The sequence below is a fragment of the Catellatospora aurea genome (assembly GCF_042663325.1).
Lineage (GTDB): Bacteria > Actinomycetota > Actinomycetes > Mycobacteriales > Micromonosporaceae > Catellatospora > Catellatospora aurea.
Map to the genome: position 1 here is coordinate 17259 of NZ_JBHTAC010000046.1, position 24586 is coordinate 41844.

Consider the following 24586-nt stretch of genomic DNA (forward strand, 5'->3'; position numbering starts at 1 on the left):
CGTTGTAGAAGGTGCCCTTGTTAACGCGGCGGCCCCGGCCACCTGCGGCTGGTCGGGGCCGCGGCGCGTCTGTCGGTGGTGCGGGAGGCAGGGGCCAGGGCCGATCAGGCGGGCAGCGCCTCGAGCCGGTGCTCGGCAGCCGTCATGATCCGTTCCAGCCACCACTCGGCGGTCCGCTGGTCCGTACCCATGCTCGACACCGTGGTCACCACGCCACCGCGCCCCAGGTAGGCGTGGCAGTTGACCGACCCGGAGACCGCGAAGCAGGCCGCGGCCCCTTTCACGTCGGCAGGAAGCTTGATCTTGTTGCTCGCGGTACGGCGGTAGCTGTCGCCGTGGTCGGCGTAGCTCGCACAGCCCTTCAGCATGCTCGCCGCCTTGGCGACCACGTCCTCGGCCCGCTGCCGGGGCAGCACGTGCACCTCCTGCGTGAGCACCGTGCCGTTGACGACCCAGGCCCGCACGTGCGCCTTGACCTGCTTGGCGTCCTTGGTCGCGGAGACCGGGCGGGTTCCGCAGGCGGTGACGGTGCCGGCCGGGAAACCCGGCGCGCGCTCTCCGTCGTACGCGCGCTCCAGATCCGTTCCGGACTCGGTCAGCTCAGCCGCCAGCACCTCGTCGGTGACGAGGACCGCGGTCAACTTCTGCGCCGGGGTGAGCGCCGCCGCGGGTGACGGGGCGGTCGACGCGGACGGAGCGGCCGGAGCCGACGGGGCGGGAACCCACGCCGCCGGGGCGGAGGGAGCGCAGCCCCCGGCGAGCAGCGCCGCCACGACGGCGAGGGGGGCGAGGCGTCTCACGAACGTGCTCATCTCCGGCGGTCGGCGAGGGGACGTCGCAGGATACCGCCGCGGTGGTCGAGCCCGCCGACCGGCGGCGCAGCTGGAGCACCGCGACCGACGCCAGCACCGCCAGCCCGCCGGCGGCCTGCACCGGGGTCAGCCGCTCGCCGTAGACCAGGGCGGTGGTGGCCACCGTCACGGCGGGCTCGGCGCAGGACAGGATCGCGGCGGCGGACGCGCCGACGTCGCGTACCCCGACGAACATGCCCGCGATCGGCACGACGGTGGACACCACGGCCAGCAGCCCGATCCACAGCCAGCCCGAGGCCTGCCCCGGCGCGTGCAGGCTGCCGGTGGCCAGGCCCGCGACCACCATGCTGACCGCGGCGGAGGTGCACACCACCGCGGTCACCGCGAAGATGTCCAGGCCGGAGGGCAGGCCGGCGGAGACGGTCAGATAGAGGGCGTACGCCACCGCGGCGCCCAGCGCCAGCAGCACTCCCCCGGTGGCGGCCGAGCCGCCGACCCCGCCCGCGCCGAGCATCAGCAGCATGCCCACGGCCGAGCAGCCCAGCGCGGCCAGCCGGCGGCGGTCCGGGCGTTCCCGGCGCAGCGCGATCGCGAGCACGGTCACCAGCGCGGGGTACGCGTACAGCAGCAGCGCGGTCAGCGAGGCGTCGATCTGGGCCAGCGCCCCGAAGTAGAAGCCCGCCTGCAGCGCGTAACCGAGCGCGCCCAGCCCGACGCAGACGGCCAGGGCCCGGCCCCGGGGCAGCGGCGCGCGCCGCCACGCCACCACGGCCCACAGCAGCACGGCGGCGAGCGCGAACCGGCCGGACAGCATGGTCGGCACGTTGAAACCGGCCGCGTACGCCTGCTTGGCGAACACCGCCGACATGCCGAACCCGGTCGCGGAGACGAGCACCAGGACGGCGCCGCGCCGGGCGGAACGGGCTGGCGGCGTGCCCACGGGGGCGGGCGCGGAGACGGTGGCGGTCATGGAACAGAACGGTAGGTCGGATTCAGCCATCGAGGTAGCCTTGGTTTCCAGCGTTGCCCACAGGTAATTCCTATAGATCGTCCGAGGCCGTATCGTGCTGTCCCTGCATCAGCTCCGCTGCTTCCTGGCCACCCTGGAGCACGGCTCGTTCACCGCCGCGGCGGGCGCGCTCGGCTACGCCCAGCCCTCGATCTCCGAGCAGGTCCGGCTGCTGGAGCAGCAGCTCGACACGACCCTGTTCCGGCGGGTCGGGCGCGGCCTGGTGCCGACGGAGGCGGCCCGCGCCCTCCAGCCGCACGCCTCCGCGGCGCTGGCCGCCGTCGCCGAGGCAGGGCGGGCCGTCGCCTCGGTGCGCGAGCTGCTGACCGGCACGGTGCGCTTCGGGCTGTTCCGCACCGCCCGGTTCTACCTCACCGCCGATCTCGTCGCCGACGTGCTGCAGCGGCACCCGGGCGTGCGGGTCGAGCTGGTCGGGCAGAACTCCGCCGAGGTCCTGGAGCACCTGCGCAAGGGCCGGCTGGAGGCGGCGGTGATCGCGCTGCCGGTCGAGGACGAGAACATGGTCGTGACCCCGGTGCTGCGCGACGAGCTGGTGTACGTCAGCGCCGACCCGGCCCGGCTGCACGCCCGGATCACCCCGAGTGACCTGGCCGCGGCCCAGCTCGTGCTGCCCGACGCGAGCTGGCGCGAGACCGACACCACCCGCCGCCAGCTCGCCCAGGCGGTGCAGCGCACCGGCCACCCGCTGCGCCCGCGGATCGAGGTCGAGGACACCGAGACGGCGCTGGAGATCGCGGCCCGCGGGCTGGCCGACACCGTCACCTGGCGCGGCGTGCTGCACGGCCTCGGCGACCGGCTGCCCGCCGGGCTCGGCTGGGCCCCGCTGCGCCCGGCGATGTACGAGACGTTCGCCGTGGTGCACCGCGAGGGCGAGCTGTCCCCCGCCAGCCGCGTCGTCGTCGACCTGGTCACCGCCCGGATGCGCGAGCTGGACCGGGCGATGCGGGCCCGGACCGGCTGACCGTCGCCGCGGCTTCGTGGCGCGCGACACCACCTGTGGCCCGTCCTAGGCTGCTAGGTGAGTGGCTCGATCGGACGAGCGCGGGTGTCGCCGTCCACACCGGATGACGACGGCCGATGTGACACTTTGCCGTCTAGCGTCACTCTTCTATGTATGGTAAAAATCTTCCCATCGCTGCGCAGCGGACGGCAAATAACTCCAACACCCCTCAGGAGCACCCCCATGTCCCGCTTCGTACCCCGGGCCCTTGCCGTGGTCGCGGCCGGTGTCATCGCGTCCGTGCTGGCCTTTGCCAGCCCGGCGCACGCCGCGACGTTCCTCACCCACTCCGAGGCCGCCGCCCAGCTGCGCGCCGCCGGGATCACCTGGTCGTCCAGCGGCAACTGCAGCGACCGCAACAACTCCACGTGCACCTCGTTCACCAACGTCCGCCAGGTGACGATCACCGGCATCAAGACGCTGAAGAGCGCCAGCGGCTGCGCCATCAACATCACCGCGGGCACCGAGGCCGGCCACTCCTCCGGCACGTACAGCCACTGGAACGGCTACAAGCTCGACATCAGCAAGTACACCTGCATCGGCAACTACATCAAGAACAACTTCACCTACGTCGGCTACATCTCCGGCTGGGGCTACCAGTACCGCTCCGGCGCGGGCAACCTCTACACCGACGAGGGCAACCACTGGGACATCCTGTACTACACCTGCGGCTGCTGACCGCCGCGCCGATCTCATCGATCGTCGAACCTGCCTGGCACCTGTGCGAATGCCACTGCAAGATACGCACAGGCGCCAGGCAGGTCAGCGGATCTAGGAGCGGGCCGAGGTGGGCGCCGGGGCGTCGGGGACCAGGAAGATCTCCTTGTTCTCGGCGACGAACAGCAGGTCGTGTGTGCCGGGCACGTAACTGCCGCCCTCCACGGAGGCGTTGCCCGCCGCCGACGCGAAGGTGGCGGTGTGCACCGGCTTGCCGTCCATCGCCTCGCGCAGGAACTCGTCGCCGGTCAGCTCCGGGTCCGCCGCGAAGACCCAGTACCGGGAATGGCCGGCCAGGGTCAGCCGGGTGCGGTCGTCGGAGACCGTGCTGACCGAGATCTTGCTGACGTTGTGGTCGAACTTCGCCACCGGGAGCAGGGTGACCGGTGTGTTGCGCTCGGCCGGCAGCACCGCCCGGTACACCGGGGAGTTGGCGGTCTTGGCGAACAGGTACAGCTCCCCGTCGAGCCAGAGCATTGCCTCGGCGTTGCGGGTCTTGCAACCCGGAGCCGGATCGGGGAAGGCCAGCGGATACTTCGCCGTCACCATGAACGGGTCGTCGGTGTCCGGATCGGGCTCCAGCGTGCGGTAGAGGTACTGCTTGCTCACGCAGTCGTTGGCGCCGATGTCGCCGATCCACAGGTTGTCGTCGTCGTCGATGACGACGTCCTCCCAGTCGGCGTTGGGCGCCTCGAAGACCTGCGCGAACGGGAAGTTCTCGCCGCGGCGCACCGGATGGGACTGGGCGTCCTCACCCAGCCGGATGGTCCACAGCGCGGCGCGCGGCCGCTGCGTCGTCGCGCCGCCGCCGTCGCGCAGCCAGTAGAAGACTCCGGGGAACCGCCTGCTGGCCACCAGGCCCGAAGCCTCGTTCGCGGGCAGGTCGGCGGTGTGGATGGCGATCGGCTGCCCGGCCTTGGCCGCCATGCCCGGCATCGCAAACGGGGCGTCCGCGTACGGCGTGGCGGGCGCGGCCGTCTGCGCGGCGGGCGACACCGGCGTCTCCCCCGGCGCGCCGGGGTCGGTCGTGCCCACGGCGGCCGGGTCGGGCTTGCCGGGCCACGGCCGGCTGTCGTACTCGGTCGCCGACAGCAGGGCCACGGCCGTCGCCAGCACCGCCGCTGCGATGATCACCACTCGGGTCATACCCTGCTAACGGGGGAACCCACCCCGGCGCAACCGGCGGACCGGCCGTGGCGTCTAGACATTCATGACCAGCTTTCGATTCACCGGTGGCGCCCTCGCGGCGCTGTTGATCGCCGCCGCCCTGTCGGGCTGCGCCGGCCAGAACGAGGCCGGCGAGGCGGCCGCCCCGCCGCCGACCCTGGACGGCGCCGGCACTCCGGGCTGCGCCGTCGCCCGGCCCACGCCCAGCCCCATCGAGACCGCGGGGTCGACCATGTGGCCGACCAGCGTCACCCTCGACGACGCGCTGACTCGCATCAGCCAGGCCGGCGAGGGCCGCTTCGGCAAGCAGTTCGCCGGCGTCGAGGTGGTGCCCGAGAAGGGCTACGGCATCGTGTACCGGGTGCCGTCCGCCGAGTTCGACGAGTTCGTGACGCAGCAGGCCGGCACCGAGTGCATCTACCTGCGGGACGCCGCGTACGACCAGGCGACGCTGCAGGCGCTGGCGAGCCGGGTGATGGACGACCGGAAGTACTGGGAAAAGCAGGGAATCACGATCAACACGACCGGGACCACGCACGACGGGTCGGGAATCACCATCGGCGTGCTGCCGGCCGACCTGGAACGCGCCCGCGTGGAGCTGCCCAAGCGCTACGGGACGCAGGTCCCCATCACGATCGAGCCACAGGAGGCGATCACCACCTGGTGACGGCCGTGGGCAGGCTCACCTGCCCCGCCGTGCGCGGCCGGGGCGGGCAGGCGGCACACTTCCAGGGTGACCGACACCGCTGCCGACTTCGTCCGCTCGTACGCCGCGCTCGCTCCCGTGCCCTTCCTGCCCGAGCTCAAGCTGCACCAGGCCGACGAGCCGATCGGCCTGTGGGAGCTGACCGAGGGCGAATACCGCAGCGAGCAGCCGCCGCCGTTCTGGGCGTTCGCCTGGGCCGGCGGCCAGGCGCTGGCCCGTTTTCTGTTCGACCACCCGGAGACGACGGCCGGCAAGCGGGTGCTGGACCTGGCGTCGGGCTCCGGGCTGGTCGCGGTGGCCGCCGCGCTGACCGGGGCGGCGTCGGTGCGCGCCGTGGACATCGATCCGCTGTCGGCCGCCGCGATCGGCCTCAACGCCGCCGCCAACGGTGTGCGGGTGTCCGTGGAGCAGGCCGACATCCTGGGCGGTGACGCCGCCGACGCCGAGATCGTGCTGGCCGGGGACGTGTTCTACAGCCAGGCGATGGCCGACCGGATGACCGGTTTCCTGCGCCGGGCGGCCAAGAACGGGGCGCGGGTGCTGGTCGGCGACCCCGACCGGGCGTTCCTGCCCAAACCGCTGTTCCGGGAGCTGGGCGCGTACGACGTGCCGACCCCTTTCGCGCTGGAGAGCGTGACGGTCAAGCACACCCGGGTGTGGGAGCTGCGCGGCCCGGCGAAGAGCTGATCAGCGGGGCACTCCCAGGCCGCTGAGGATCAGCAGCCAGACACCCTCGAACTCGGTCTTGATCTCGGGGTCGTTCCATTCCGCGAGGTGCGCGGGGTTGTGGAAGCGGCTGGTGGCGTCGAACACGGCCCGGCCCGTCCGGAACGGGTCGGCGACCGCGAAGTCGCCCCGGCCCACCCCGTCGGCGATGATCCCGCCGAGCTGCGCCGCCAGCGCGTTGATGTGCGCCCGGACCACCTCGTCGGCCTCCAGCGCCAGGTGGTAGTACGTGGTGAACAGCTCCGGCTCGTCGCGGGCCCGCCGCTGCTTGGCGTCGCACAGCGCCTCCAGCCACCGGCGCAGCCGCGGCTGCGCCGGGCCGCGCTCGGCTGCGATCTCGGCCAGCGGCTCCGACAGCCGCGCCAGCCAGCGCTCCGCCACCGCGCTACGCAGCGCCGCCTTGCTGGGGAAATGCCGGTACACGCTGCCGTGGCTGACGTTCAGCGCGCGCGCGACATCGACGACGTTGGCCTTCGCCGGCCCGAAGCGGCGGAGGGCCTCCTCCGCCGCTTCCAGGATGCGATCGGGTGTGAGCGGAGCATCTGCCATAACGGGCAGACCTTACCTCTCGCTGTCGAGCGCCGACATCGAATGCGGGTCATAGCGGTCCCCGGACACCGATCCGGCCGGCACCGCCGAGGAGATCCGGGCCAGGTCGGTCTCGGTCAGCACGACCGGCAGCGCGCCCAGCGACTCCTCCAGCCGCGCCCGGGTGCGCGCCCCGACCAGGGGCACGATGTCGTCGCCCTGGGCCAGCGCCCAGGCCACCGCGATCTGCGCGACGCTGGCGCCTTTGTCCTGGCCGACCTCGCGCAGCGCGTCGACCAGGGCCAGGTTGCGGTCCAGGTTGTCACCGGCGAACCGGGGCAGGTGCCCGCGGAAGTCGCCGGGCGCGGTGGCCCGCTCGCGGGACCAGTGGCCCGACAGCAGGCCGCGCGACAGCACGCCGTACGCGGTGATGCCGATGCCCAGCTCGCGGGCGGTGGGCAGGATGTCGCGCTCGATGCCCCGCGAGATCAGCGAGTACTCGATCTGCAGGTCGGCGATGGGGTGCACGGCAGCGGCCCGGCGCAAGGTGGACGCGCCGACCTCGGACAGCCCGATGTGCCGGACGTAACCGGCCTTGACCAGGTCGGCCAGCGCCCCGACGGTCTCCTCGATCGGCACGTTCGGATCGAGGCGGGCCGGGCGGTAGATGTCGACGTGGTCGGTGCCGAGGCGCTTGAGGGTGTACGCGAGGAAGTTCTTGATCGCGATCGGCCGGGTGTCGACGCCGTTCCAGCCGCCCGCGGCGTCGCGCAGCGCGCCGAACTTGACGCTGATGACGGCGTTCTCACGGGCGCGGCCCTTGAGCGCGTCGCGCAGCAGCAGCTCGTTGTGGCCCATGCCGTAGAAGTCGCCGGTGTCGAGCAGGGTGACCCCGGCGTCCAGGGCGGCGTGGATCGTGGCGATGCTCTCCGCCTCGTCGGCGGGGCCGTACAGGTCGGACATGCCCATCAGGCCCAGCCCCAGCGCGGAGACGCGCGGGCCGGAGGTGCCGAGCGGGCGAGTGGTCATGGTGTTGGTGGTCATGCCCAGAACGATAGGGCTGACAGATGACAGATTTCAAGTTTTGTCAGTTGTACAGTGATCGCGGTCACCATGATCATGCGGTCCGCGGCGGAGGCGGTCCCTGCGGTGGACCCGCCGCGACCGTCTCCGGCCAGGCCGGGGCACGGGCAGGTCGCCGTAGCGGTCCCGCACGTCGCGGCGGTACGCCCAGGCCTCGTGCCAGACGTGCAGGTAGACGCCGCGAGTGAAATAGCGGCCCGGTCCGGTGATCGGGTAGCCGTCGTGGTCGTGGTAGAACCACCACACCGGCAGCACGCTGAACAGGGCGTAGTTCAGCCCGACCAGCGGCAGGTAGAGCGGCCCCAGCAGGCGCGCCTGGCGGACGTGCAGGTCCTCGTGGCGCTCGTTGGCCGCAGTCCCGCCGGCGACGACGTTGCCCAGCGTGGTGGCGTACCCCTGGATGGCCTGCTCATGGACGTCGATCCGGCCGCGGTGGCAGCAGCGCGGCGGGTCCAGGTGGTGCCCGCGGGCCAGGTTGACCGCGAGGAAGCCCGCCCCGGCGATCGTGTTCACCAGGCTCCAGCTGTGGTCGACCGCGAACAGCCCGACCCCGCGCGGGCTCAGCGGGTAGGCCCGCACGTGCCCGACAGCCCAGCCGTACGGCACCGCGACGACAGCGACGACCGCGCCCGCGAGCACCGCCCACCCCGCGCCCAGCAGAGTCCCGGCCGCGACCGCCGCCCCGACCTGAACGAGCGCCGACAGCGCCCCGACCGCATACGCCCCTATGCCCGCACCCTACCCACCCGCCCCTACCGCCACCACGCGGCAGAAGGGGGCGGGCAGGTCAGCCGATGACGTCGAGGAAGGCGCGGGCGATGACGGCGTGGCCGGCCAGGTTCGGGTGGATGCGGTCGTGGGCCCAGTCGGCGGGCCGGGTCGAGGTCAGCACCCGGTCGAACGCGGCCTGGACGGGCACGTGCAGCGCGCCGAACTCCTTCGCCAGCGTGGCGACGGTCGCGGCGTAGTCGCCGGTCATCACGTACTGCGGGTCGTCGTGATCGGACTCGATCAGGTAGGGGTCGGCGAGGATCAGCCGGCAGCCGGTGCGCTCGACCGCCGTGGCCAGCAGCGTGCGCAGGGTGGCCGTGTACTCGTCGAGTGGGACCGCGGCGTCGGGCATGTTCTCGAAGAAGCGCCAGACGTCGTTGATGCCGATCTTCACGCTCAGCCAGTCGGGGCGCTCGTCGACGACGTCGGCCTGCCACCGGGCGGCCAGGTCGCGCACGGTGTCGCCGCTGACGCCGCGATTGACCCAGCGCAGACCGAGGTCGGGGCGGGCGGCGGTGACGAACGCCTGCACCAGGCTCATGTAGCCGTCGCCGTACGGGGCGGCGCTGTCACGCCGACCGCAGTCGGTGATGCTGTCGCCGATGAACACGATGCGCTGACCCTGCTCGAAAATCACGGGCCCATGGTAGGTGCCCGGCAGCGCGGGCGCGACCCTCAGCGCGGCGAGAACAGCCAGGGCTCGGTCAGGTCGTGATAGGACAGCATGGAGGTCAGCTCCTCGGCCCGGTCGAGCGCGCCCTGCAGCTCCGGCGGCAGCTGCCGCTGCTCCCCGGCCCGCGCCTGCTCCAGCGAGGTGAAGTACACCGCCTCGGTGAAGGTGCCGTCGTGGTGCAGCGCCACGGTGCCGCCGATGAGGTCCGGCCGGAACTGGTGCAGGCTGGCCGACAGCCGTACGACGCTGTCCATCATCTTGTCCGGGTCGCCGGTTCGGCCGGTGATGACCTGCACGAAGCCCGCGTCGTCGGAGCCGGTGGCCAGGTAGCCGCGCACGTCGGCGCTGTCGTGGAAGGTCGGGTCGGACACCAGCGACGCCGTCTGCCGCCACCAGCGGTCCTGTTCGGGCCGTCTGCTGTTGGCCCGGGCCGCCTCCTCGGAGGCGAACCGGGCGAGCACGACCAGCCGGCCGTCGGCGGTGACCCCGCCGGTGGTGCCGAGCCAGCCGTCCGCCCCGGGCGACAGTTCACGGACCCAGCTGTCGAAAGCCTCGCGGGCCGCCTCATGATCGGACACCCGGCCGCGAATGACCTGAACGAACATGGCGGACCTCCCCTCCCCCCGACGGTACGTCCCACCCGGCCGCCCGGGTCGCCGAAGCCGGATCTCGGCCCGTTCGGGCTGCATATACTGCTTGGCGAGGTGGATGCCATGGACCTGCTGAACGGCTACCGGGCCAGTCTCGCCGAGTTCACCGACCGCGTCGCACAGGTGCGGCCGCAGCAGTGGTCGTCACCCACGCCGTGCCCGGAGTGGGACGTCCGCGCACTCGTCAACCATCTGGTGGGCGAGGACCGGTGGACCGTGCCGATCTTCGCCGGGGCGACCGTCGACGACGTCGGTGACCGGTTCGCCGGCGACCTGCTGGGCACGGACCCGGTCGCGGCGGCCGCCGACGCCGCGCGCGAGGCGGAGGCCGCGGTGACCGCGCCCGGGGCGATGGACCGCATCGTGCATCTGTCCTTCGGCGACACCGCCGCCAGCGAGTACGCCTACCAGCTCACCGCCGACCACCTGGTGCACGCCTGGGACCTGGCCGTGGCGCTGGGCGTGGACCCGCAACTGGATCCGCAGGCGGTGAAGGTGGTCGCGGACTGGTTCGACACCGAGGAGCACGCCTACCGCGGGGCGGGGGCCATCGGGCCGCGGATCGACCTGCCCGACGGCTCCGACGCCCAGGACCGGCTGCTGGCCGCGTTCGGCCGCGACCCGGCCTGGGCCCCGGACTGAGCCAGGGCCCTGGACGCCCGGCGCGCGGGTCAGGCGGCGCTGTACGCGGTGGCGTGGGTCGGCCGGTAGACGCCCAGGGTCGCGCCGCCGGGCAGGCGTACCACGGCCTCGGTGCCCCACTCGCGCACGGTCGGCGCGACGATGATCTCCAGACCGCGCTCGCCCCACTGCGCCACCGTGGACTCGACGTCGTCCACGGTCAGGTAGAGCTCGCAGCGGGTGTGCGCCTCGGCCGGGTGGAAGGCGATCTCGGCGGGCGGAGCCTTGAAGATCAGCCAGCCCTCGCCGGTGTCCACGTGCGGGAAACCGAGCACGTCGCGGAAGAAGGCGCGGTCGGCGTCGGCGTTCGTGCTGTAGATCAGAGCATGCATACCGTTGATCATGTCTTGATTTTATGCCGCCTGACCTGCGCGGCAGCCTGCTTCACCGGGGTCTGCTTCGCACGGACGGCTCACTCGAAAAGCGAGTGCGGCGCACCATGGTCCTCGCGGCGGCGCTGCCGCCGCCGACGGGTGATCACGATCAGGTCGACGACCGTGACGGCCATCAACAGCACGCTCAGCCAGCCCAGCCAGCCCAGTCCGAAGGCGAACGAGATCACCGCCAGCACGCCCGCGAACACCAGGCCGAACCCGGCCAGCGCCAGGCGCAGGTTCAGCGCGCTGTACGGGTGGTCGTGGGTGCCGTCCGGTCTCTGTCTGGTCATGGTGGCCTCACTCACCATGCTAGTCCGCGCCGGGGCAGGTCAGGACGATCCCGCGGCGGGCGGGGCGCCGAGCAGCACGCGGTCCAGCACGGGCTGGAAGCCCAGCGCCCGGTACTTCACGCCCGTGGCCGCGGCGCCGGCGAAGACCAGCACGTGGTCGGCGATCCGCCGGGCGGCGGCACAGGCCGCGGCGAACACCGCGTCGGCGTGGGCGTCGTCGCCACCCGGCGCGTGGACCGCGCTCAGCCGGACCATACCCGCGACCAGCCTGCTGCGGCCCGCCATCGCCACCGGTCGGCCCACACCCTGCGGATCCGCTGCCTCCCACAGCGTGATGCCGCCGTAGTCGAGCGGGTCGTCCACGACGTACGCGGCCTCGCTGGGATCGTCCGGGTAGGCGGCCATCAGGTCGTGAAACCACGCCAGGAGCAGATCCCGGTCGGCGGGCCCGGCGACACGGGCGCGACCGGGCGGCGGCGCGGGCGGCGTGAACCGGTCCAGCCGGTACAGCGTGATGCGCGAACGTTCGACAGGCCGGTCGCCGCGAGCGGCCCACCAGGCCTGCGCCACCCGGTCGGCCAGGCCGCCGTCCACTCCCACCGCGTCCGGCTCGCCGAGCGCGTCGAACAGGGCGGCGATCGCCGCGTCGGGCAGCGGGGACAGGATCGGCGCGTGCCCCGGCGCACGCAGGAAAGCCCCCGTGACCTCCCCGTCGGCCTCTCGCCACCAGCCGTACCGCTGGTCGGGGGCGGTGCTGGGGCGCGCCTGAAGGTAGGCGGCCTCGGTGAGCAGCGCCGTGTGCTCGACCGGACGCGAGCGCAGGAACTCTCCCGCCGCGTCGAGCAGGTCACGGACATCCGTTGCGGTGGACCATGTCACGGTCACATCCTCGCGGTCCCCGTCGTCGCGCCGCCAGCCCGTCGCGCGGCGGGTCCGCATACCATGAGAAAACATCCCCACAGGCAGGAGAGGCCATGTCCGAGGCGACGATCGCCGTCACCGGGGCCACCGGCCGGCTCGGCGCGCGGGTGGCCCACCGGCTCGCCGAGGCCGGGCTGCCGCAGCGCCTCCTGGTGCGCGACCCGTCCCGCGCCCCCGAACTGCCCGGCGCGCAGGTCCGCCGCGCGGCGTACGGCGATCGCGCGGCGGCGATCGACGCGCTGAGCGGCGTGGACACGCTGTTCATGGTCTCCGGCGCGGAGTCCGCCGAGCGGGTCGCCGAGCACCGCACGTTCATCGACGCGGCGGTCGCGGCCGGGGTGCGGCGGCTGGTGTACACGTCGTTCTACGGCGCCTCGCCCGACGCGACGTTCACCCTCGCCCGTGACCACTGGGCCACCGAGCAGCACCTGCGGGACACGCCGCTGGCGTGGACGTTCCTGCGCAACAACCTGTACCTGGAGATGCTGCCACTGTTCGCCGGTAACGACGGGATGCTGCGCGGCCCGGCGGGCGACGGCCGGGTCGCCGGGGTCGCGATCGACGACGTGGCCGACGTCGCCACGCTGGTGCTACGCGAGCCCGGCCGCCACGACGGGCAGGTCTACGAGCTGAGCGGCCCGCAGGCGCTGACCCTGGAGCAGGTCGCCGAGATCATCACGTTCGTGACCGGACGCGAGACGGGCTACCACGACGAGAGCGTCGAGGAGGCGTACGCCTCCCGCGCGGTGTACGAGGCCCCGGACTGGCAGGTCGAGGCCTGGGTGAGCACCTACCTGGCGATCCGCGACGGCTCGCTGGCCACCGTCACCGACACCGTCGAACGCCTCACCGGCGTCGCCCCGCTGACCCTGGACGACCTGCTACGGCTGGGCTGACACCGCCGCCGAGGGTGGAAGATCGCCGTTTCCGGTCATGATCTGCGGCCTGACCACATCCGATGACCGGAAACGGCGATCTTGGCCAGCGCGGCCCGGCGGCGACCCGGCAGCGGCCCGGCGATGGCCCGGCGGCCCGGCCGCGACGTCACCGCGCGGCCGGGCGGGGCCGGGTCAGCCCCGGGGCAGCCAGGTGGCGTGGGTCAGCGCCGAGGTGGCGTGCTGCTCGTACACGGCGGCGGCCAGCCACGCCCGGGTGAACGCCTCCGCGTCGTCGCCGGTGAGCCGGCCGAACGGATCCCGGCGCCGGAACCGGGCCGCGCTGCTCAGCTCGGCCAGCAGGTACGCGCCTAGGTCCAGGCGGGCCCGCCGCAGTCGGCGCTGCTGGCCGTCGGCGAGCGCGGCCACGGCCCGGCCGCCGCTGACCACCCGTTCCAGGTGGCGGCGCAGCAGCTGCAGCGCCGGATCACCGGTCACCGGCGGGCGTCCCGCGACGGCCGGGACCTGCTGCCCCGACTGCAGCTGGCTGCGGTGCAGGCGGTCGTAGCCCAGGTCGGCGTGGCCGCCCCAGGCCTCGGGCAGGCGCAGCCCGTCACCGGTGCCGGGCGCGCGCCCGATCGACAGGGCCTCGACGGTCGCCCGCCGCCCGGGGTCGGGACGGCCGACCACCAGCAGTTCCAGGCCCTCGGCCGCGCCGAGCAGCCGCAGGTTCTCCCGGTAGGCCAGTTCGGGATGGTCGTCGGCGACCGTGAGCAGCACCGGAGCGCCGTCGAGGGTCTCGGCGAGCACGGCGTCGCCGGTGGCCGCGCCGCGTACGCGCACCGACAGGAACAGCAGGTCGGACCCGGCCAGCCGGTCCCCGACCGGCTCGGCGAGCGCATCGAAGGCCCGGCTGACCTGCTCGTCCAGCGGCTGCTCCCACAGGGCGCGCAGAGGCGGCTCGGTCCAGGCCGCCCCGGTCGCCCGGACCGCGCGCACCGATCTTCCCGCGCCGAGCCGCCCCGAGGCGCTCGCCGTGCCCCCGGAGACGATCATGCCCGCGCGGGTGAGCTGCCGATGGCTCAGCCCGGCCTCGCCCAGCGCCACGGCCGTGTCGCCGGATCGGGCGGCCCGGTCCGCGCCGCCCGGGGCGACGTCGGTGACCGTCCACAGCCGACCGTCGCGGTCCACGACGTACGTGACCGTTCCGGCATAACCGGACTCGGCGACGACCGGGACCGTGCACAGGCCGTACAGGCGCAGCCCGGCCTGTGGGTCGTAGCCGCGCCGGGCCACGCCGAGCAGGTCCGCGGACTGCTCGGCGGGCAGCTCCCCGGCGCGCAGCCGGTGCGCGACGGCCAGCACCTCGCGCAGGTCGTCGGTCAGCTCGGCGAGCCGGAACTGCGGCTGCGCCTCCCGCAGCGCCTGCAATCCGGCGGCGACCCGGGTGCCGGCCGCGGCGGCGCGGTGCAGCCCGTTGGCGCGGCCCTCGTGCACGGCCCGCAGCAGCGCGGTACGCAGCACCAGCCCGCTGCCCGAGGTGCCCGCCGCGAGCACGGCCGCCCCGGCCCGCCACAGCCCTTCGGCCGCGTCGCGCTGCTTCGGCGTGAGCACGACCGGCGCACCGCCGGATGGGCCGGTGTCAGGTCCCGCTTCATCGGTGACCACGGCGGCGGTGCCGGCGGGTGGCGCATCCGGCGTCGGCGGCTCCGCAGGCGCGGCGTCCGGTTCGTCGTCGAGGCCGTCGTGGACCGGGGCCAGGGCCAGCACCGCGACGCGGTGCAGGCAGTTGGGCGCGAGCAGGCAGCTGCACCGGGCGTCGGCCCCGGTGCGCACCACGCCGCCGGTCACCACCAGGGTGACGGTGGTGCTCTCGTCGACGGTGACCGTGACCTGGCCGTCGGCCGTGGACACCGGCCAGGCGGCGGCCCGGGTGACGGCGTCGTCGACCTTCTTGCGCAGCCGCCCCGGCAGCGCGTCGAGCGTCTCCGCCAGCGCGGGCGCGGTCACCGGAGGCAGCCCGCTCATCGTTTCTCCTCGCTTCGCTCGTCGGCGCGCCGAGCCGAACGCCGCATCCCGATTCGCTCGCTGCGTTCGCTCATCGGCGCACCTGCTCGCCGACCCAGCGGGCCAGTTCGAGCGGGCTGAGCGCGGCGACCGGCATACCGGCCGCGACCAGCTGGCCCGCGGCCGACACCGAGTAGCGCGGCCGTCCCGCGTCGTCGAGGCTGGCGCAGCCCAGCACGGTCGCGCCGGACTCCACCAGCGCGCGCACCTCGGCCAGCAGACCGCCCATGGAGTGCCCCTCCTCGAAGTCGCTCACCAGCACCACCAGCGTCCGCGCGGGCACGGTGACCAGCGACCGGGCGTGCCGCAGCCCGGCGGCGATGTGCGTGCCGCCGCCGACCTTGACCTCCAGCAGCAGGCTCAGCGGGTCGCCGACGCGGTCGGTCAGGTCCACCACCTCGGTGGAGAACGCGACGAAGTGCGTCGTCAGCGCGGGCACCCCGGCCAGCACGGACGCAGTCAGCGCGGACCAGATCACCGACTCCTCCATCGAGCCGGACACGTCCACCACCAGCACCAGCCGCCAGTCCACGCCGCGGCGGGCGCGGGTGCGGAACACGGGGCGCTCGGGCACCACGGTGACTCGGCCGTCGGCGTCGCGGCGGCTGGTCGCGAGGTTCGCCCGCAGGGTGCGGGCCAGGTCGAGCCGCCCGCCCGGCCGGGCGGTGGGGCGGGGCGTGGTGAGGCCGTTGAGCGCCGGGCGCAGCGTGGTGGCCAGCTCCCTGGTCAGCTCCGCGATGATGCGGGCCACCAGCGGGCGCAGCCGGGTCACCACGGCCTCGGGCATGCCACCGGCCAGCGACAGCACGTCACGCAGCAGGTCCATGGACGGGCGCACCGCGTCGGGGTCGAGTTCCAGCGCGGCGTCGAGGCGGCCGGACTCCACGGCCGCGGCCAGCACCTCTTCCCGGACGCCGGGCCCGAACAGCGCGGACAGTTCCTCGGACCATTCCCGTACGCCGGGGAAGGACGGCTCGCGCCCCGCGCCCGCGCCGCGGTCCTCGCGTGCGCCCTCGCCCCGGCCCATGCCGTAGAGCTCGTCGAGCGCGGTGGCGTACCGCCGCGCTTTGCCGCCCATGCCGGCACGGTCGCGGCCCAGGATGAGCCGCCACCGGTCGGCGGGCGACAGCTCGCCCGATGGCGCGGGCCTGGCGTCCGGGCCGGTGGTCCGGCGCGTGGACGATTCGGCACCGCGCTTCTCGGCACTGGCCCGATCCGCCTCCGCGGCTCCGGTAGGGGCCGGGTCGGCGGATGCGGCCGTGCCGTCGGCGGCCAGCAGGCCCAGCTCCACCAGGGCGGTCCGGCCCGCCCGGTCGGCGAGCAGTCGGGCCAGCAGGGCGTCCGGGTCGTCGACGTCGCCGAGGTCGGCCACGTCGTGGCCGCCGAGCCGTTCGTCGATGACCGCGAGCAGCCGGTCGCGCCCGGCGGGGCTGGCGGTGTGGAAGCCGCCGCGCAGCGCGGGCAGCCGGTGCAGGAACGCCTCGTCGGGCAGGTTCTCGACGCGGTCGAGCAGCCCGGTCAGCACGCCTTCGGCGGCCTGCAGCAGCGGCTCGGCGACGGCCAGCAGGCCGCTGACGTGCCCCTGCAGGGCGCGGCGGGCCTCGTCGGTGCCGGCGGTGTCCACCCAGGACGCCACCCGCACCCCGAACTCCTCTGGCGGCACGTGGCCGAGCAGCACCCGCACCGCGCCCGCCGCGGCGGCCATCAGCGGTGTGCCGCGGGCGGCCAGCCGGGCCAGCGCGTCGGCCAGGCGCAGCGCCGACCCGGACGCCTCGGCACGCTGCGCGAGCGCTGCGAGGGCCCGCGCGTCGTCGACGGCTTCGGAGCCGGCGAGCCCGTCGACCTGCCGCACGGCGGCGGTCTCCACCGCCTCGGCGACCTCGGCGAGGGCGGCCCGGTCGGGTTCGGGCAGGCCGGGCACGTGGCCGTGGCGCAGCCGGTCGAGCAGGGCCAGCGCGCTCATCGCCTCGGTGAGCGAGCCCTGGGCGGGCACCACTGCGGCGACCTCGGCCAGCCGCCGCGCGGCCAGCGCGGGCAGGCCGCACACCGCCGCGGCGTGCAGGCCCTCGACGACCTCGGCCGCCGACGGGCCGCCGTCGGCGGTCTCGCGGCGGCGGCGCTCGCCGAGCGCGCCCTCGGTCGCCTGCTCCAGGGTGACCCCGCGCAGCCCGGCGACCTCGATGCCGGCCTCGGTGTGCGGGGTCCACTGCAGCCGCCAGCGGCTGGTGATGGCGTCGACACCGCCCGCGCCGCCGTCGCCGGCGACCGGTTCGGCGTAGGCGACCCCGCAGGCGGCCAGCCGCTGCAGGAGAACCTCGCGGCGGCGGTCCAGGTCGGAGCGCAGCGGGTCGAGGCGGGTGTCCTTGGCGGCGTCGCCGGGGCCGGGCAGCCGCAGGGACGCCAGCAGCTCACGGACCGCGGGCCCGAGCCCGGAGCGCGGGGTGCCCGGGGCGAGCCGCCCGCGGCGGTCCCCCACCATCACGTGCTCCATCGCGGTGGCGACGACGCGGCCGCGGCCGAGCACCTCGCCGTGGGCGAGCACGCTCTGCAGCGCCTCGATCAGCTCGCCCCGGCCCGGGGCGGGCAGCCGGCGCAGCCGGGCCAGGTCGACGGCGAGCCGGACGGCCTCGCGCGCCTCGGCGGGCCCGGCCGGGTGTCCGGCGGCGCGCACCCCGGCGCACACCGCCACGACGGCGGCCAGTGCCGCCGCCTCGACCTGCGCCGGGTCACCCGCGGCGGACAGCACGGACTGCTGCCACTGCGGGTCGCGGATGCCCGCCGGATAGCCGGATCGGGCGTCGAGCAGCCCGAAGGTGTACGGCACCAGCGAGGTGACCACCTTCGCACCCGCCGGGGCCGGGTTCGCCGGTCCCGCCGCACGCAGCGCCGGGGCGTGGAACGCGCCGACCAGCATCGCGACCCGTTTGCCCGCGTGCTCGGCGAGGCAGCCGCGCATGTACGCCTCCCGGCGCAGGTCCAGCGTGGACACCCCGTCGCCGGTCTCGGCGTCGCGGCGCAGCGCCCAGCCGACCAGCAGCGCCGCCCGGCGTACCGCCTCGGGGTCCGCGCCGGGCGCGCGGGCCTCGACCATCCGGTCCCACATGTCCTCGTCGGCGCGGCCGGTCGCGGCGTCCTTGAGCGCCCCGGCCAGCGACAGCCGCTGCCCGGCCGGCCCGGCGGCGGGCTGTTCCCGCTCGTGCCAGGCGCGGTCGGCCAGCGGCAGGTCGCACGGCACGACGGGCACGCCGTGCCGGTGCGCCCAGCGGACCGCGGCCAGCTCCGGCGAGAAGTCCGCGAACGGGTAGAACGCCAGACCGGCGTCCCCCACCGCGCCCGCCAGGGCGACGGGCGCGGTGGTGTCGGGGTCGGCCAGCCACGGCAGCCACTCGCCCAGCTCCGGGGGCAGCTCCAGCAGCAGCGCCTCGGGGGCGTACCGGTCGAGCAGGTCGGGCAGCACGACCGACAGCGCGGGCGAGTGGTGCCGCACGCCGATCAGGAACGGGTCGCGCTGTCCGGCCAGCTCGGCGACGGCGACCGCGGGGTCGCCGTCCAGCGCCGTCGTATGCTCCGCCGTCGTCTCAGCCACCGAGGACATCACGCAGTTCCCACAGTCGCCGCCACAGCCGCGCGCCGTCCTCCGCGCGGCGGCGCACCGCCCCGTCCCAGTAGCCGAGCAGCTTCGCGCCGTCGGCCGGGTCGTCCTTGCGCACCACGCCGAGCAGGTGCCCCGGCAGCAGCGACAGCACGTCCCGGTCGCCGGGGAAGTACGCCTGGGCCAGCCCCAGCGACGTCGCGACGGCGACCGCCTCGGCGGTGCTCATCACCGTCGACGGGCGCTCCACGTCCCAGCCCTCGACCGAGCGGCCCTCGCGCAGGTCCCGGAACGCGGTGACCAGCGCCTCCAGCACCGCGTCGTCGACGGCGAACGGGGCCTTGACCCGCTCCAGCGCGGCGCGGGCCCGCTCGCCGACCAGCGCGGTCTCGGCCGCGAGGTCGCCGATCGGGCCGACGGTCTCGAAGTTGAAGCGGCGCTTGAGCGCCGCCGACATCTCCGACACGCCCCGGTCGCGCAGGTTCGCGGTGGCGATGAGGGTGAAGCCGGGTGCGGCGTGCACGGTCGCGCCGTCGGTGCCGGCCAGCTCCGGCACGGCGATACGCCGGTCGGACAGCAGCGACACCAGCGCGTCCTGCACCTCGGGCAGGCAGCGGGTGATCTCCTCGACGCGGGCCACCGCGCCGGTGCGCATCGCCGACAGGATCGGCGAGGGCACCAGCGCCTCGCTGCTCGGGCCGTGGGCCAGCAGCAGCGCGTAGTTCCAGCCGTAGCGCAGCTGGTCCTCGGTGGTGCCGGCGGTGCCCTGCACGACCAGCTCGCTGCTGCCGCAGACGGCCGCCGACAGCAGCTCCGACAGCATCGACTTGGCCGTGCCCGGCTCGCCGACCAGCAGCAGGCCGCGCTCCCCGGCGAGGGTGACCACGCACCGCTCGACCAGGGCGCGCTCGCCGACGAACTTCGCCGGGACGACCAGCTTGTTGGGCAGGCCGTCGCGCCGGTCCTCCTTGGCCAGCTCCAGCTCGCGGCCGTCGCTGCCGGTGATGAAGGTGACCACGGCCCGGGGGGTGAGCCGCCAGCCGGGCGGGCGCGGCCCGCCGTCGTACGCGGCCAGGAACGCCAGCTCGCCGGCGTACGCATGCTCGGCAGGGTCGACCTGCCGCGCGGTCGTGGTGGTGGTCATCGGCGCCTCTCGGTTACCAGTTCGTCGAATCGGGGTCCGTCGCCCGCGGTGATCCTGTCCCAGGCCAGCGCGAACAGCTGCGGCGCGGGCGCGACCGGCAGCACGATGTCCAGCCCGGACACCCCGTTCTCGCCGCCGATGAGCAGCGGCAGCTTCCACCGCTCCAGGGGCAGGTGCGGGGCCTTGAGCGCCAGCCACCCGCCGGGCAGGAACAGGCTGCGCCCGGCCCGGGGCCGCTTGGCCTCGACCACGAGGTCGGTGGCGGCCAGCGCGGCACGGGCCGCCTTCAGCCGGGCCGGCTTCCAGCCCGTCCACAGCGCCGTGTTCTTGTCGGTCGGGTCGGGCAGCGCCAGCAGCTGCAGGTACAGCGCCGCCGCGTCGGCGGGCAGCCCGCGCTCCTGCGCGACCCGGGCCACCAGGTCGGGCACGGACCGGGTCGGGTCCTGGGCGTACCCGTCGAGCCCGGCCGGCACCGGGTAGCCGACCAGCCGGGCGAGCTGGCCGCCGAGCAGCGCGTGCAGCGCGGCGTCGACGCCGTCCTGGTGGCTGTCCAGCCTGGCCCGCAGCACGTGCAGCACCGGGTCGTCGGCGCCGGTCAGCAGCGCGGGGCGCACGTGCACCGCGCGCCAGCCGGTGTCCGGCGGCAGCAGCACCGCCCCGGCCGAGATGCTGCCGTCTGCGCCGTTCACCCGGGTCGCGCCGGTCGCCGCGAGCAGCGGGTCGATCTTGCGTTCGGTGACGTAGCCGGCCGGCAGGGACAGCGCCGGGTCGGCTAGCCGGGCCTGGGCCAGCTCCACCGTCCGCGGCAGCGCGGCCCGGATCGGGTCGTCGGCCGGCAGGTGGTAGACCAGCCACGGCAGGCACTTGGCGAGCGCGACGAACACGTCGTCGTCGTCGATGCCGTCGACGGTGCCGTGCAGCCACCGGCAGGTGTCCGGGTTGGCGATGCCGTGGATCAGCTCGGAGGCGTTCATGGAGCCGTCCACATCGGCCTTGTCGATGGCGACGATCAGGTCGTCGCGCACCGGGCGGCGTACGCCGTGGCGCTCGGTCCACGCGGCCGCGAACCGCGCGGACGCCGGGCCGGACCGCCACAGCGCGGCCAGCTCGGCGGGCAGCAGCAGGGCCAGCATCCGCGCGGTCGCGGTGACGCTGCCCGACCGCATCCGGCTCGCGGCGGCGGCCGCCGGACCGGCTTCGACGGCGAGCAGCTCGCGCACCCACTCCGACTCCGGCTTGTGCCACGCCTGCTGCGGCAGGCCGGCCAGCACCATGGTGGCCTCGGTGAGGCTGACCCCGGCGGCGTCGGACAGCGCGGCGACCCGGTCGGGCTGCCAGGCGATCGGCCCGTTCGCGGCCAGCAGGCTGGTGAACTCGGCGATCGCGTCGGGGGTGGCCCCGGCGGTGTCGAGCATCCGCTCAGCGGTGATGGCGTAGCCGGGCAGCGCCCCGAACACCCCGCCGGGGGCGTACTCCAACCCCTTGACCTCGCGGTCGTCGTTGTCGGCGGACAGCACCAGCAGCCGGCGCGCACCGAACGTCAGCACCGTGCCGGGCAGGCCGGCCTCGTCGAAGGGCTGGTCGGCCTTCAGGTCGACCAGCCGCAGCCGCGATCCCGGCGTGAGCAGCCCGCTGCGGGCGACGACGCCGAGCAGTTCCACCAGCGCGGCCCGGTGCTCCGGGCTGGTCACCGGGCTCGCCGCGCGGTACATCGCGGCGGGCAGGGTGCCTAGCGCGTCGAACCAGTCGTCGTCGGCGTCCAGGTACAGCTGCCCGGTGGGCGCCTGCTCGGCGGTGAACGCCGCGCCGGTCGCGGCGAACAGGCGCACCGCGCTGTCATTGCGGCTGTAGCAGTACCGGATGAGGCCGGACAGCGCGTGGCTGAGCACGTGGTCCTGCACGCCGCCGGTCCACTCCGCGGCAGGCTTCGCCGCGGCCTCGACCGCCTTGCCCTCGCACCGGTCGCGCAGCTCGGCGAGCCGGGTGACGTGCACGGCGGCCCGCTCCACCAGCCCGGCGACCCCGGCCCGCAGCGACGGGTCGGTGACCTCCGGCAGGTGCCGCGCGACCAGCGCGACCAGCGCCTCCTGCGCGGCGGCGTCGTCCTTTGCGGCGGCGATCGCCGCGACGGACTCGCCCAGCAGCCCCGCGCACCACTCGTCGGTGACCGCGCGCAGCGCCGCCGAACCGGCCTCGTCGCGCGGGCGCAGCAGGTGCCAGTACGCGGCCCCGGGCACCAGCCGGGTGCCGCGGGCGTACGCCGACGGGCCCTGCGGCACCGAGTACTCGCCGAGCAGCCAGCCCTCGGCGTCGGCCAGGGTCATCGAGCTGCGCCGCCAGTCGCGGGCGGTGAACACGCCGCAGACCGCGTCCGAGCCCGGCAGGCGCACCGCCCCGGACAGGTCGCCGCGGACGCTCGCCCCGGCGGGCAGCGTGTACGTCGTGCCGTCGGTCGACTGCCCGGTCAGGCCGCCGTCCGCGCGGTTGGGCACCCGCCCGCCGAGCAGCGGGCTCGGCGCACCGGCCGCCGGGTCGCGCGGCGCGAGCCGGGACAGGTGCAGCACCAGCGACTCCCCGTCGGCCGCGCCGTCCTCCAGGAACGCGGGCAGGCTGGCCCGGCCGCGCTCGCCGGTGGCCGGGTCGAACTCCTGGCACACCAGTTTGTCGCCGTTGTGCCGGATCACCCAGTACGAGGCCCCGTCGGTGAGGACCCGGCCGGTGTGCCGCTCGCTGCGGTCGCCGACGTGCAGCGGGCGGCTGCCGAGGGTGCGGCCACCGCCGGGCAGCGGCAGCGACATCGCGTCGGTCATGTCGAAGGCGCTGTCGGGAACGGTGAACACGTCGTCGGACGCGCCGCTCCAGTAGCCCGACCGCTCGCGGCCGATGTCCCAGCAGACCAGCAGCTGCTTGTCGACGTAGCGCAGCACCAGCCGCCACAGGTAGTGGCGCTGGTCGGCGGGGATGCGCAGCATGTGCTCCAGCTCGACGCCGTGCTCGCCGAGCACCAGCACCAGGTCGCCGCGGCGCAGCACCAGGTACGGGTACTGGCTGACGATGGCGAGGCTGTCCTCGTTGTCGTCGGCGGTCACGCCCAGCCGGGCGACGGCCGCCTCCAGCGCGGGCCAGCCCAGCTCGTCGAGCAGGCCGGTGCGCAGCGAGCGGCCCAGCATCGCGGCGACGTCGTGGCCGAGCACCCGCTCGGCGACGACCGGGTTGACGGCGACGCCGTCGGGGCAGCCGAGCAGGGCCAGCCGGTCCAGGTGCTTGGCGAGCGTGGGCAGGCTGTGCCGGGCGGTGTCCGCGGCGATCAGGTCGAGCAGGGTGTGGGCCGCGGTGCGCAGGCCCGGCACGGCCGTGACGGCGCGCACCCGCTCGGGGTCGCCCGCGGTCTCCCGGTAGTTCGGGCGCAGGTGCTGCTCGACGGACTCGGCGAGCGCGTTCAGGAAGCGGTCGTCGCCGGCGACGGCGACCAGGTCGCGGCGGCCCTCGCGCTCGTCGGACAGCCAGCGCGACACCTGGTAGCGGGCGGCGTCGTCCGGGTCGGCGACCGGCACGCCCAGCGCCAGGCAGGCGTCGAGCAGGTCGAGGTCGACGCCGCTGTGCCGGCGGCACAGCACGACCGGCAGCCCGTCGGCCTTCAACCGGCCCGACATGCGCTCCAGCAGCGCCAGCAGGTGGACCGAACGGCCGCTCTGCCGCCAGCCCCGGCGCTGGCGGTGCACGTCGAACCGGCCGAGCCAGCCCGCCGGCCCGTCGGGCGACTCGGCGGCGGACGGCACGGTGCCGTGCGGCTCGGTCAGCGCGGCGGTCGCCCCGGCGCGTTCCAGCACGTCCAGCCACACCTCGTCGGTGACGTTCTGCGGGAACATGCCGAGCAGGCGGCCGCGCAGGGCCGCGTCGGCGGCGGCGAGCGCGGCCAGCGCGCCGGCGTACGCCGTCCAGAAGCCCTCAGGCGCGCGCGACAGCGACGGCGCGGACAGCAGCTGCGCGAGCACCTGCCGGTCGGCCTCGCCCTGGTCGAGTTTGGCGGCCTTGGCCAGGCGGCGCAGGTCGACGTGCATCTGCGCGTACGGCGGCAGCCCGCCCAGGGTCCGCTCCACGCACAGCCGCAGGAAGCGGTCGTAGGCGTCGGCCGGCGTGCACCGTGCGGCCAGCTCCCGGGCGTGCTGCGACAGGGCCTTCGCGGTCAGCGCCCCGGCCAGCGCGAACTCCAGGAACACCGCGTGCTGGCGCTCCTCGTCGATGCGCAGCGCGTACGCCCGCTCGGCGTCGCGCGCCTTGCCGAACATCGTCGCCGCGTACGTGGTGCTGTCGGCGACCAGGAACGCCCGGCCCGCCTCCTCGTAGTACGTCGGCAGGAAGTGCGGGACCGCGCGGGCCAGCCGCTCGCCGAGGGCGTTGAAGCCGTCCTTGGCCGGGCCGATGCGGGACTTCGCCTGCCGGGCCAGCCGCTCGATCTCCTTGACCAGGGCCAGCGCGTGGTGGCCGTTGGCCGGGTCGTGGACCAGCGCCCAGGCCGGGAAGCCCAGCGCCTGCTGGCGGACCAGGCCGACCTCGAAGACCTTCGCGGGCTTGTCGAACCCGAGGAACTCCATGCTCAGGTCCTCGGCAGCGCCGATGGTCCCCGGCACCAGCCGCACCACGGTGCGCTCCCCCAGCACCGGGTGCCGGTAGGTACGCGAGGTCAGCGCGTCGACGGTGTCGTCCTTGGCCACCGGCGAGCCGACGGGCAGCACCGCGCCCGCCTCCAGCAACGTCAGGTTCTGCTCGCTCATG

At 74.7% G+C, this 24586-nt stretch carries 21 protein-coding genes; 6 read left to right on the forward strand and 15 right to left on the reverse strand.

Annotated elements, in window-relative coordinates; all coding sequences use genetic code 11:
* Positions 1–104: 104 nt before the first annotated feature.
* Positions 105–641, reverse strand: coding sequence for a hypothetical protein (locus tag ACFQO7_RS30750; RefSeq protein ID WP_376809661.1), 537 nt, complete (start codon positions 639–641; stop codon positions 105–107).
* Positions 601–1782 (reverse strand): DMT family transporter, encoded by a 1182-nt coding sequence (locus ACFQO7_RS30755; protein ID WP_376809662.1) that lies wholly within the window; start codon positions 1780–1782, stop codon positions 601–603. Before ACFQO7_RS30755 ends, ACFQO7_RS30750 begins: the two co-directional genes overlap by 41 nt.
* A gap of 94 nt (positions 1783–1876) precedes the next feature.
* Between ACFQO7_RS30755 and ACFQO7_RS30760 the strand changes: the two genes are divergently transcribed.
* Positions 1877–2803 carry a LysR family transcriptional regulator gene (locus tag ACFQO7_RS30760; RefSeq protein WP_376809663.1) on the forward strand — a complete coding sequence of 309 codons (927 nt, stop codon included), beginning with the start codon at positions 1877–1879 and terminating at the stop codon, positions 2801–2803.
* Between the two features lie 222 nt (positions 2804–3025).
* Positions 3026–3520, forward strand: a complete 495-nt coding sequence (locus ACFQO7_RS30765; RefSeq protein WP_376809664.1) for a hypothetical protein — start codon at positions 3026–3028, stop codon at positions 3518–3520.
* A gap of 93 nt (positions 3521–3613) precedes the next feature.
* Here ACFQO7_RS30765 and ACFQO7_RS30770 read toward each other — a convergent pair whose 3' ends face one another.
* Positions 3614–4693 carry a hypothetical protein gene (locus tag ACFQO7_RS30770; protein ID WP_376809665.1) on the reverse strand — a complete coding sequence of 360 codons (1080 nt, stop codon included), beginning with the start codon at positions 4691–4693 and terminating at the stop codon, positions 3614–3616.
* A 76-nt stretch (positions 4694–4769) separates the two neighbouring features.
* Here ACFQO7_RS30770 and ACFQO7_RS30775 point away from each other — a divergent pair, with 76 nt between their 5' ends.
* Complete coding sequence (locus ACFQO7_RS30775; RefSeq protein ID WP_376809666.1) at positions 4770–5393, forward strand: hypothetical protein; 624 nt, start codon at positions 4770–4772, stop codon at positions 5391–5393.
* A gap of 66 nt (positions 5394–5459) precedes the next feature.
* Entirely contained in the window at positions 5460–6119 is a 660-nt protein-coding gene (locus ACFQO7_RS30780) for a class I SAM-dependent methyltransferase (protein ID WP_376809667.1), read from the forward strand.
* On the opposite strand, the gene ACFQO7_RS30785 is transcribed toward ACFQO7_RS30780, so the two are convergent.
* From ACFQO7_RS30785 to ACFQO7_RS30805, 5 genes are all read right to left on the reverse strand, one after another.
* Positions 6120–6707: a TetR/AcrR family transcriptional regulator gene (locus tag ACFQO7_RS30785; RefSeq protein ID WP_360534686.1), complete on the reverse strand. Its 588-nt coding sequence runs from the start codon at positions 6705–6707 to the stop codon at positions 6120–6122. It lies immediately after the preceding gene.
* 12 nt (positions 6708–6719) lie between these two features.
* Complete coding sequence (locus ACFQO7_RS30790; RefSeq protein ID WP_360534688.1) at positions 6720–7730, reverse strand: aldo/keto reductase; 1011 nt, start codon at positions 7728–7730, stop codon at positions 6720–6722.
* Positions 7731–7763: 33 nt separating this feature from the next.
* Positions 7764–8408 (reverse strand): glycine zipper family protein, encoded by a 645-nt coding sequence (locus tag ACFQO7_RS30795; protein WP_376809668.1) that lies wholly within the window; start codon positions 8406–8408, stop codon positions 7764–7766.
* 148 nt (positions 8409–8556) lie between these two features.
* Positions 8557–9177: an SGNH/GDSL hydrolase family protein gene (locus ACFQO7_RS30800; protein ID WP_376809669.1), complete on the reverse strand. Its 621-nt coding sequence runs from the start codon at positions 9175–9177 to the stop codon at positions 8557–8559.
* A 38-nt stretch (positions 9178–9215) separates the two neighbouring features.
* Positions 9216–9818, reverse strand: coding sequence for a hypothetical protein (locus tag ACFQO7_RS30805; protein ID WP_376809670.1), 603 nt, complete (start codon positions 9816–9818; stop codon positions 9216–9218).
* 108 nt (positions 9819–9926) lie between these two features.
* Here ACFQO7_RS30805 and ACFQO7_RS30810 point away from each other — a divergent pair, with 108 nt between their 5' ends.
* On the forward strand, positions 9927–10505 hold the full coding sequence (locus tag ACFQO7_RS30810; protein WP_376809671.1) for a TIGR03086 family metal-binding protein: 579 nt from the start codon (positions 9927–9929) through the stop codon (positions 10503–10505).
* Positions 10506–10534: 29 nt separating this feature from the next.
* Here ACFQO7_RS30810 and ACFQO7_RS30815 read toward each other — a convergent pair whose 3' ends face one another.
* The 3 genes from ACFQO7_RS30815 to ACFQO7_RS30825 form a co-directional block, all read right to left on the reverse strand.
* Positions 10535–10888, reverse strand: coding sequence for a VOC family protein (locus ACFQO7_RS30815; protein WP_360534698.1), 354 nt, complete (start codon positions 10886–10888; stop codon positions 10535–10537).
* Between the two features lie 68 nt (positions 10889–10956).
* Positions 10957–11211, reverse strand: coding sequence for a DUF6343 family protein (locus ACFQO7_RS30820; RefSeq protein ID WP_376809672.1), 255 nt, complete (start codon positions 11209–11211; stop codon positions 10957–10959).
* A gap of 39 nt (positions 11212–11250) precedes the next feature.
* Entirely contained in the window at positions 11251–12090 is an 840-nt protein-coding gene (locus tag ACFQO7_RS30825) for a GNAT family N-acetyltransferase (RefSeq protein WP_376809673.1), read from the reverse strand.
* Between the two features lie 95 nt (positions 12091–12185).
* Here ACFQO7_RS30825 and ACFQO7_RS30830 point away from each other — a divergent pair, with 95 nt between their 5' ends.
* Positions 12186–13028 (forward strand): SDR family oxidoreductase, encoded by an 843-nt coding sequence (locus tag ACFQO7_RS30830; protein WP_376809674.1) that lies wholly within the window; start codon positions 12186–12188, stop codon positions 13026–13028.
* A 174-nt stretch (positions 13029–13202) separates the two neighbouring features.
* Here ACFQO7_RS30830 and ACFQO7_RS30835 read toward each other — a convergent pair whose 3' ends face one another.
* From ACFQO7_RS30835 to ACFQO7_RS30850, 4 genes are all read right to left on the reverse strand, one after another.
* Positions 13203–15035 (reverse strand): hypothetical protein, encoded by a 1833-nt coding sequence (locus ACFQO7_RS30835; protein ID WP_376809675.1) that lies wholly within the window; start codon positions 15033–15035, stop codon positions 13203–13205.
* A 70-nt stretch (positions 15036–15105) separates the two neighbouring features.
* A complete protein-coding gene (locus ACFQO7_RS30840; protein ID WP_376809676.1) occupies positions 15106–18660 on the reverse strand; it encodes a DUF5682 family protein in 3555 nt (1184 codons plus the stop codon).
* Positions 18653–19810 (reverse strand): ATP-binding protein, encoded by a 1158-nt coding sequence (locus ACFQO7_RS30845; protein WP_376809677.1) that lies wholly within the window; start codon positions 19808–19810, stop codon positions 18653–18655. The genes ACFQO7_RS30840 and ACFQO7_RS30845 overlap by 8 nt, the downstream gene beginning before the upstream one ends.
* Complete coding sequence (locus ACFQO7_RS30850) at positions 19807–24585, reverse strand: hypothetical protein (protein WP_376809678.1); 4779 nt, start codon at positions 24583–24585, stop codon at positions 19807–19809. Before ACFQO7_RS30850 ends, ACFQO7_RS30845 begins: the two co-directional genes overlap by 4 nt.
* Between the last annotated feature and the right edge of the window lies 1 nt (position 24586).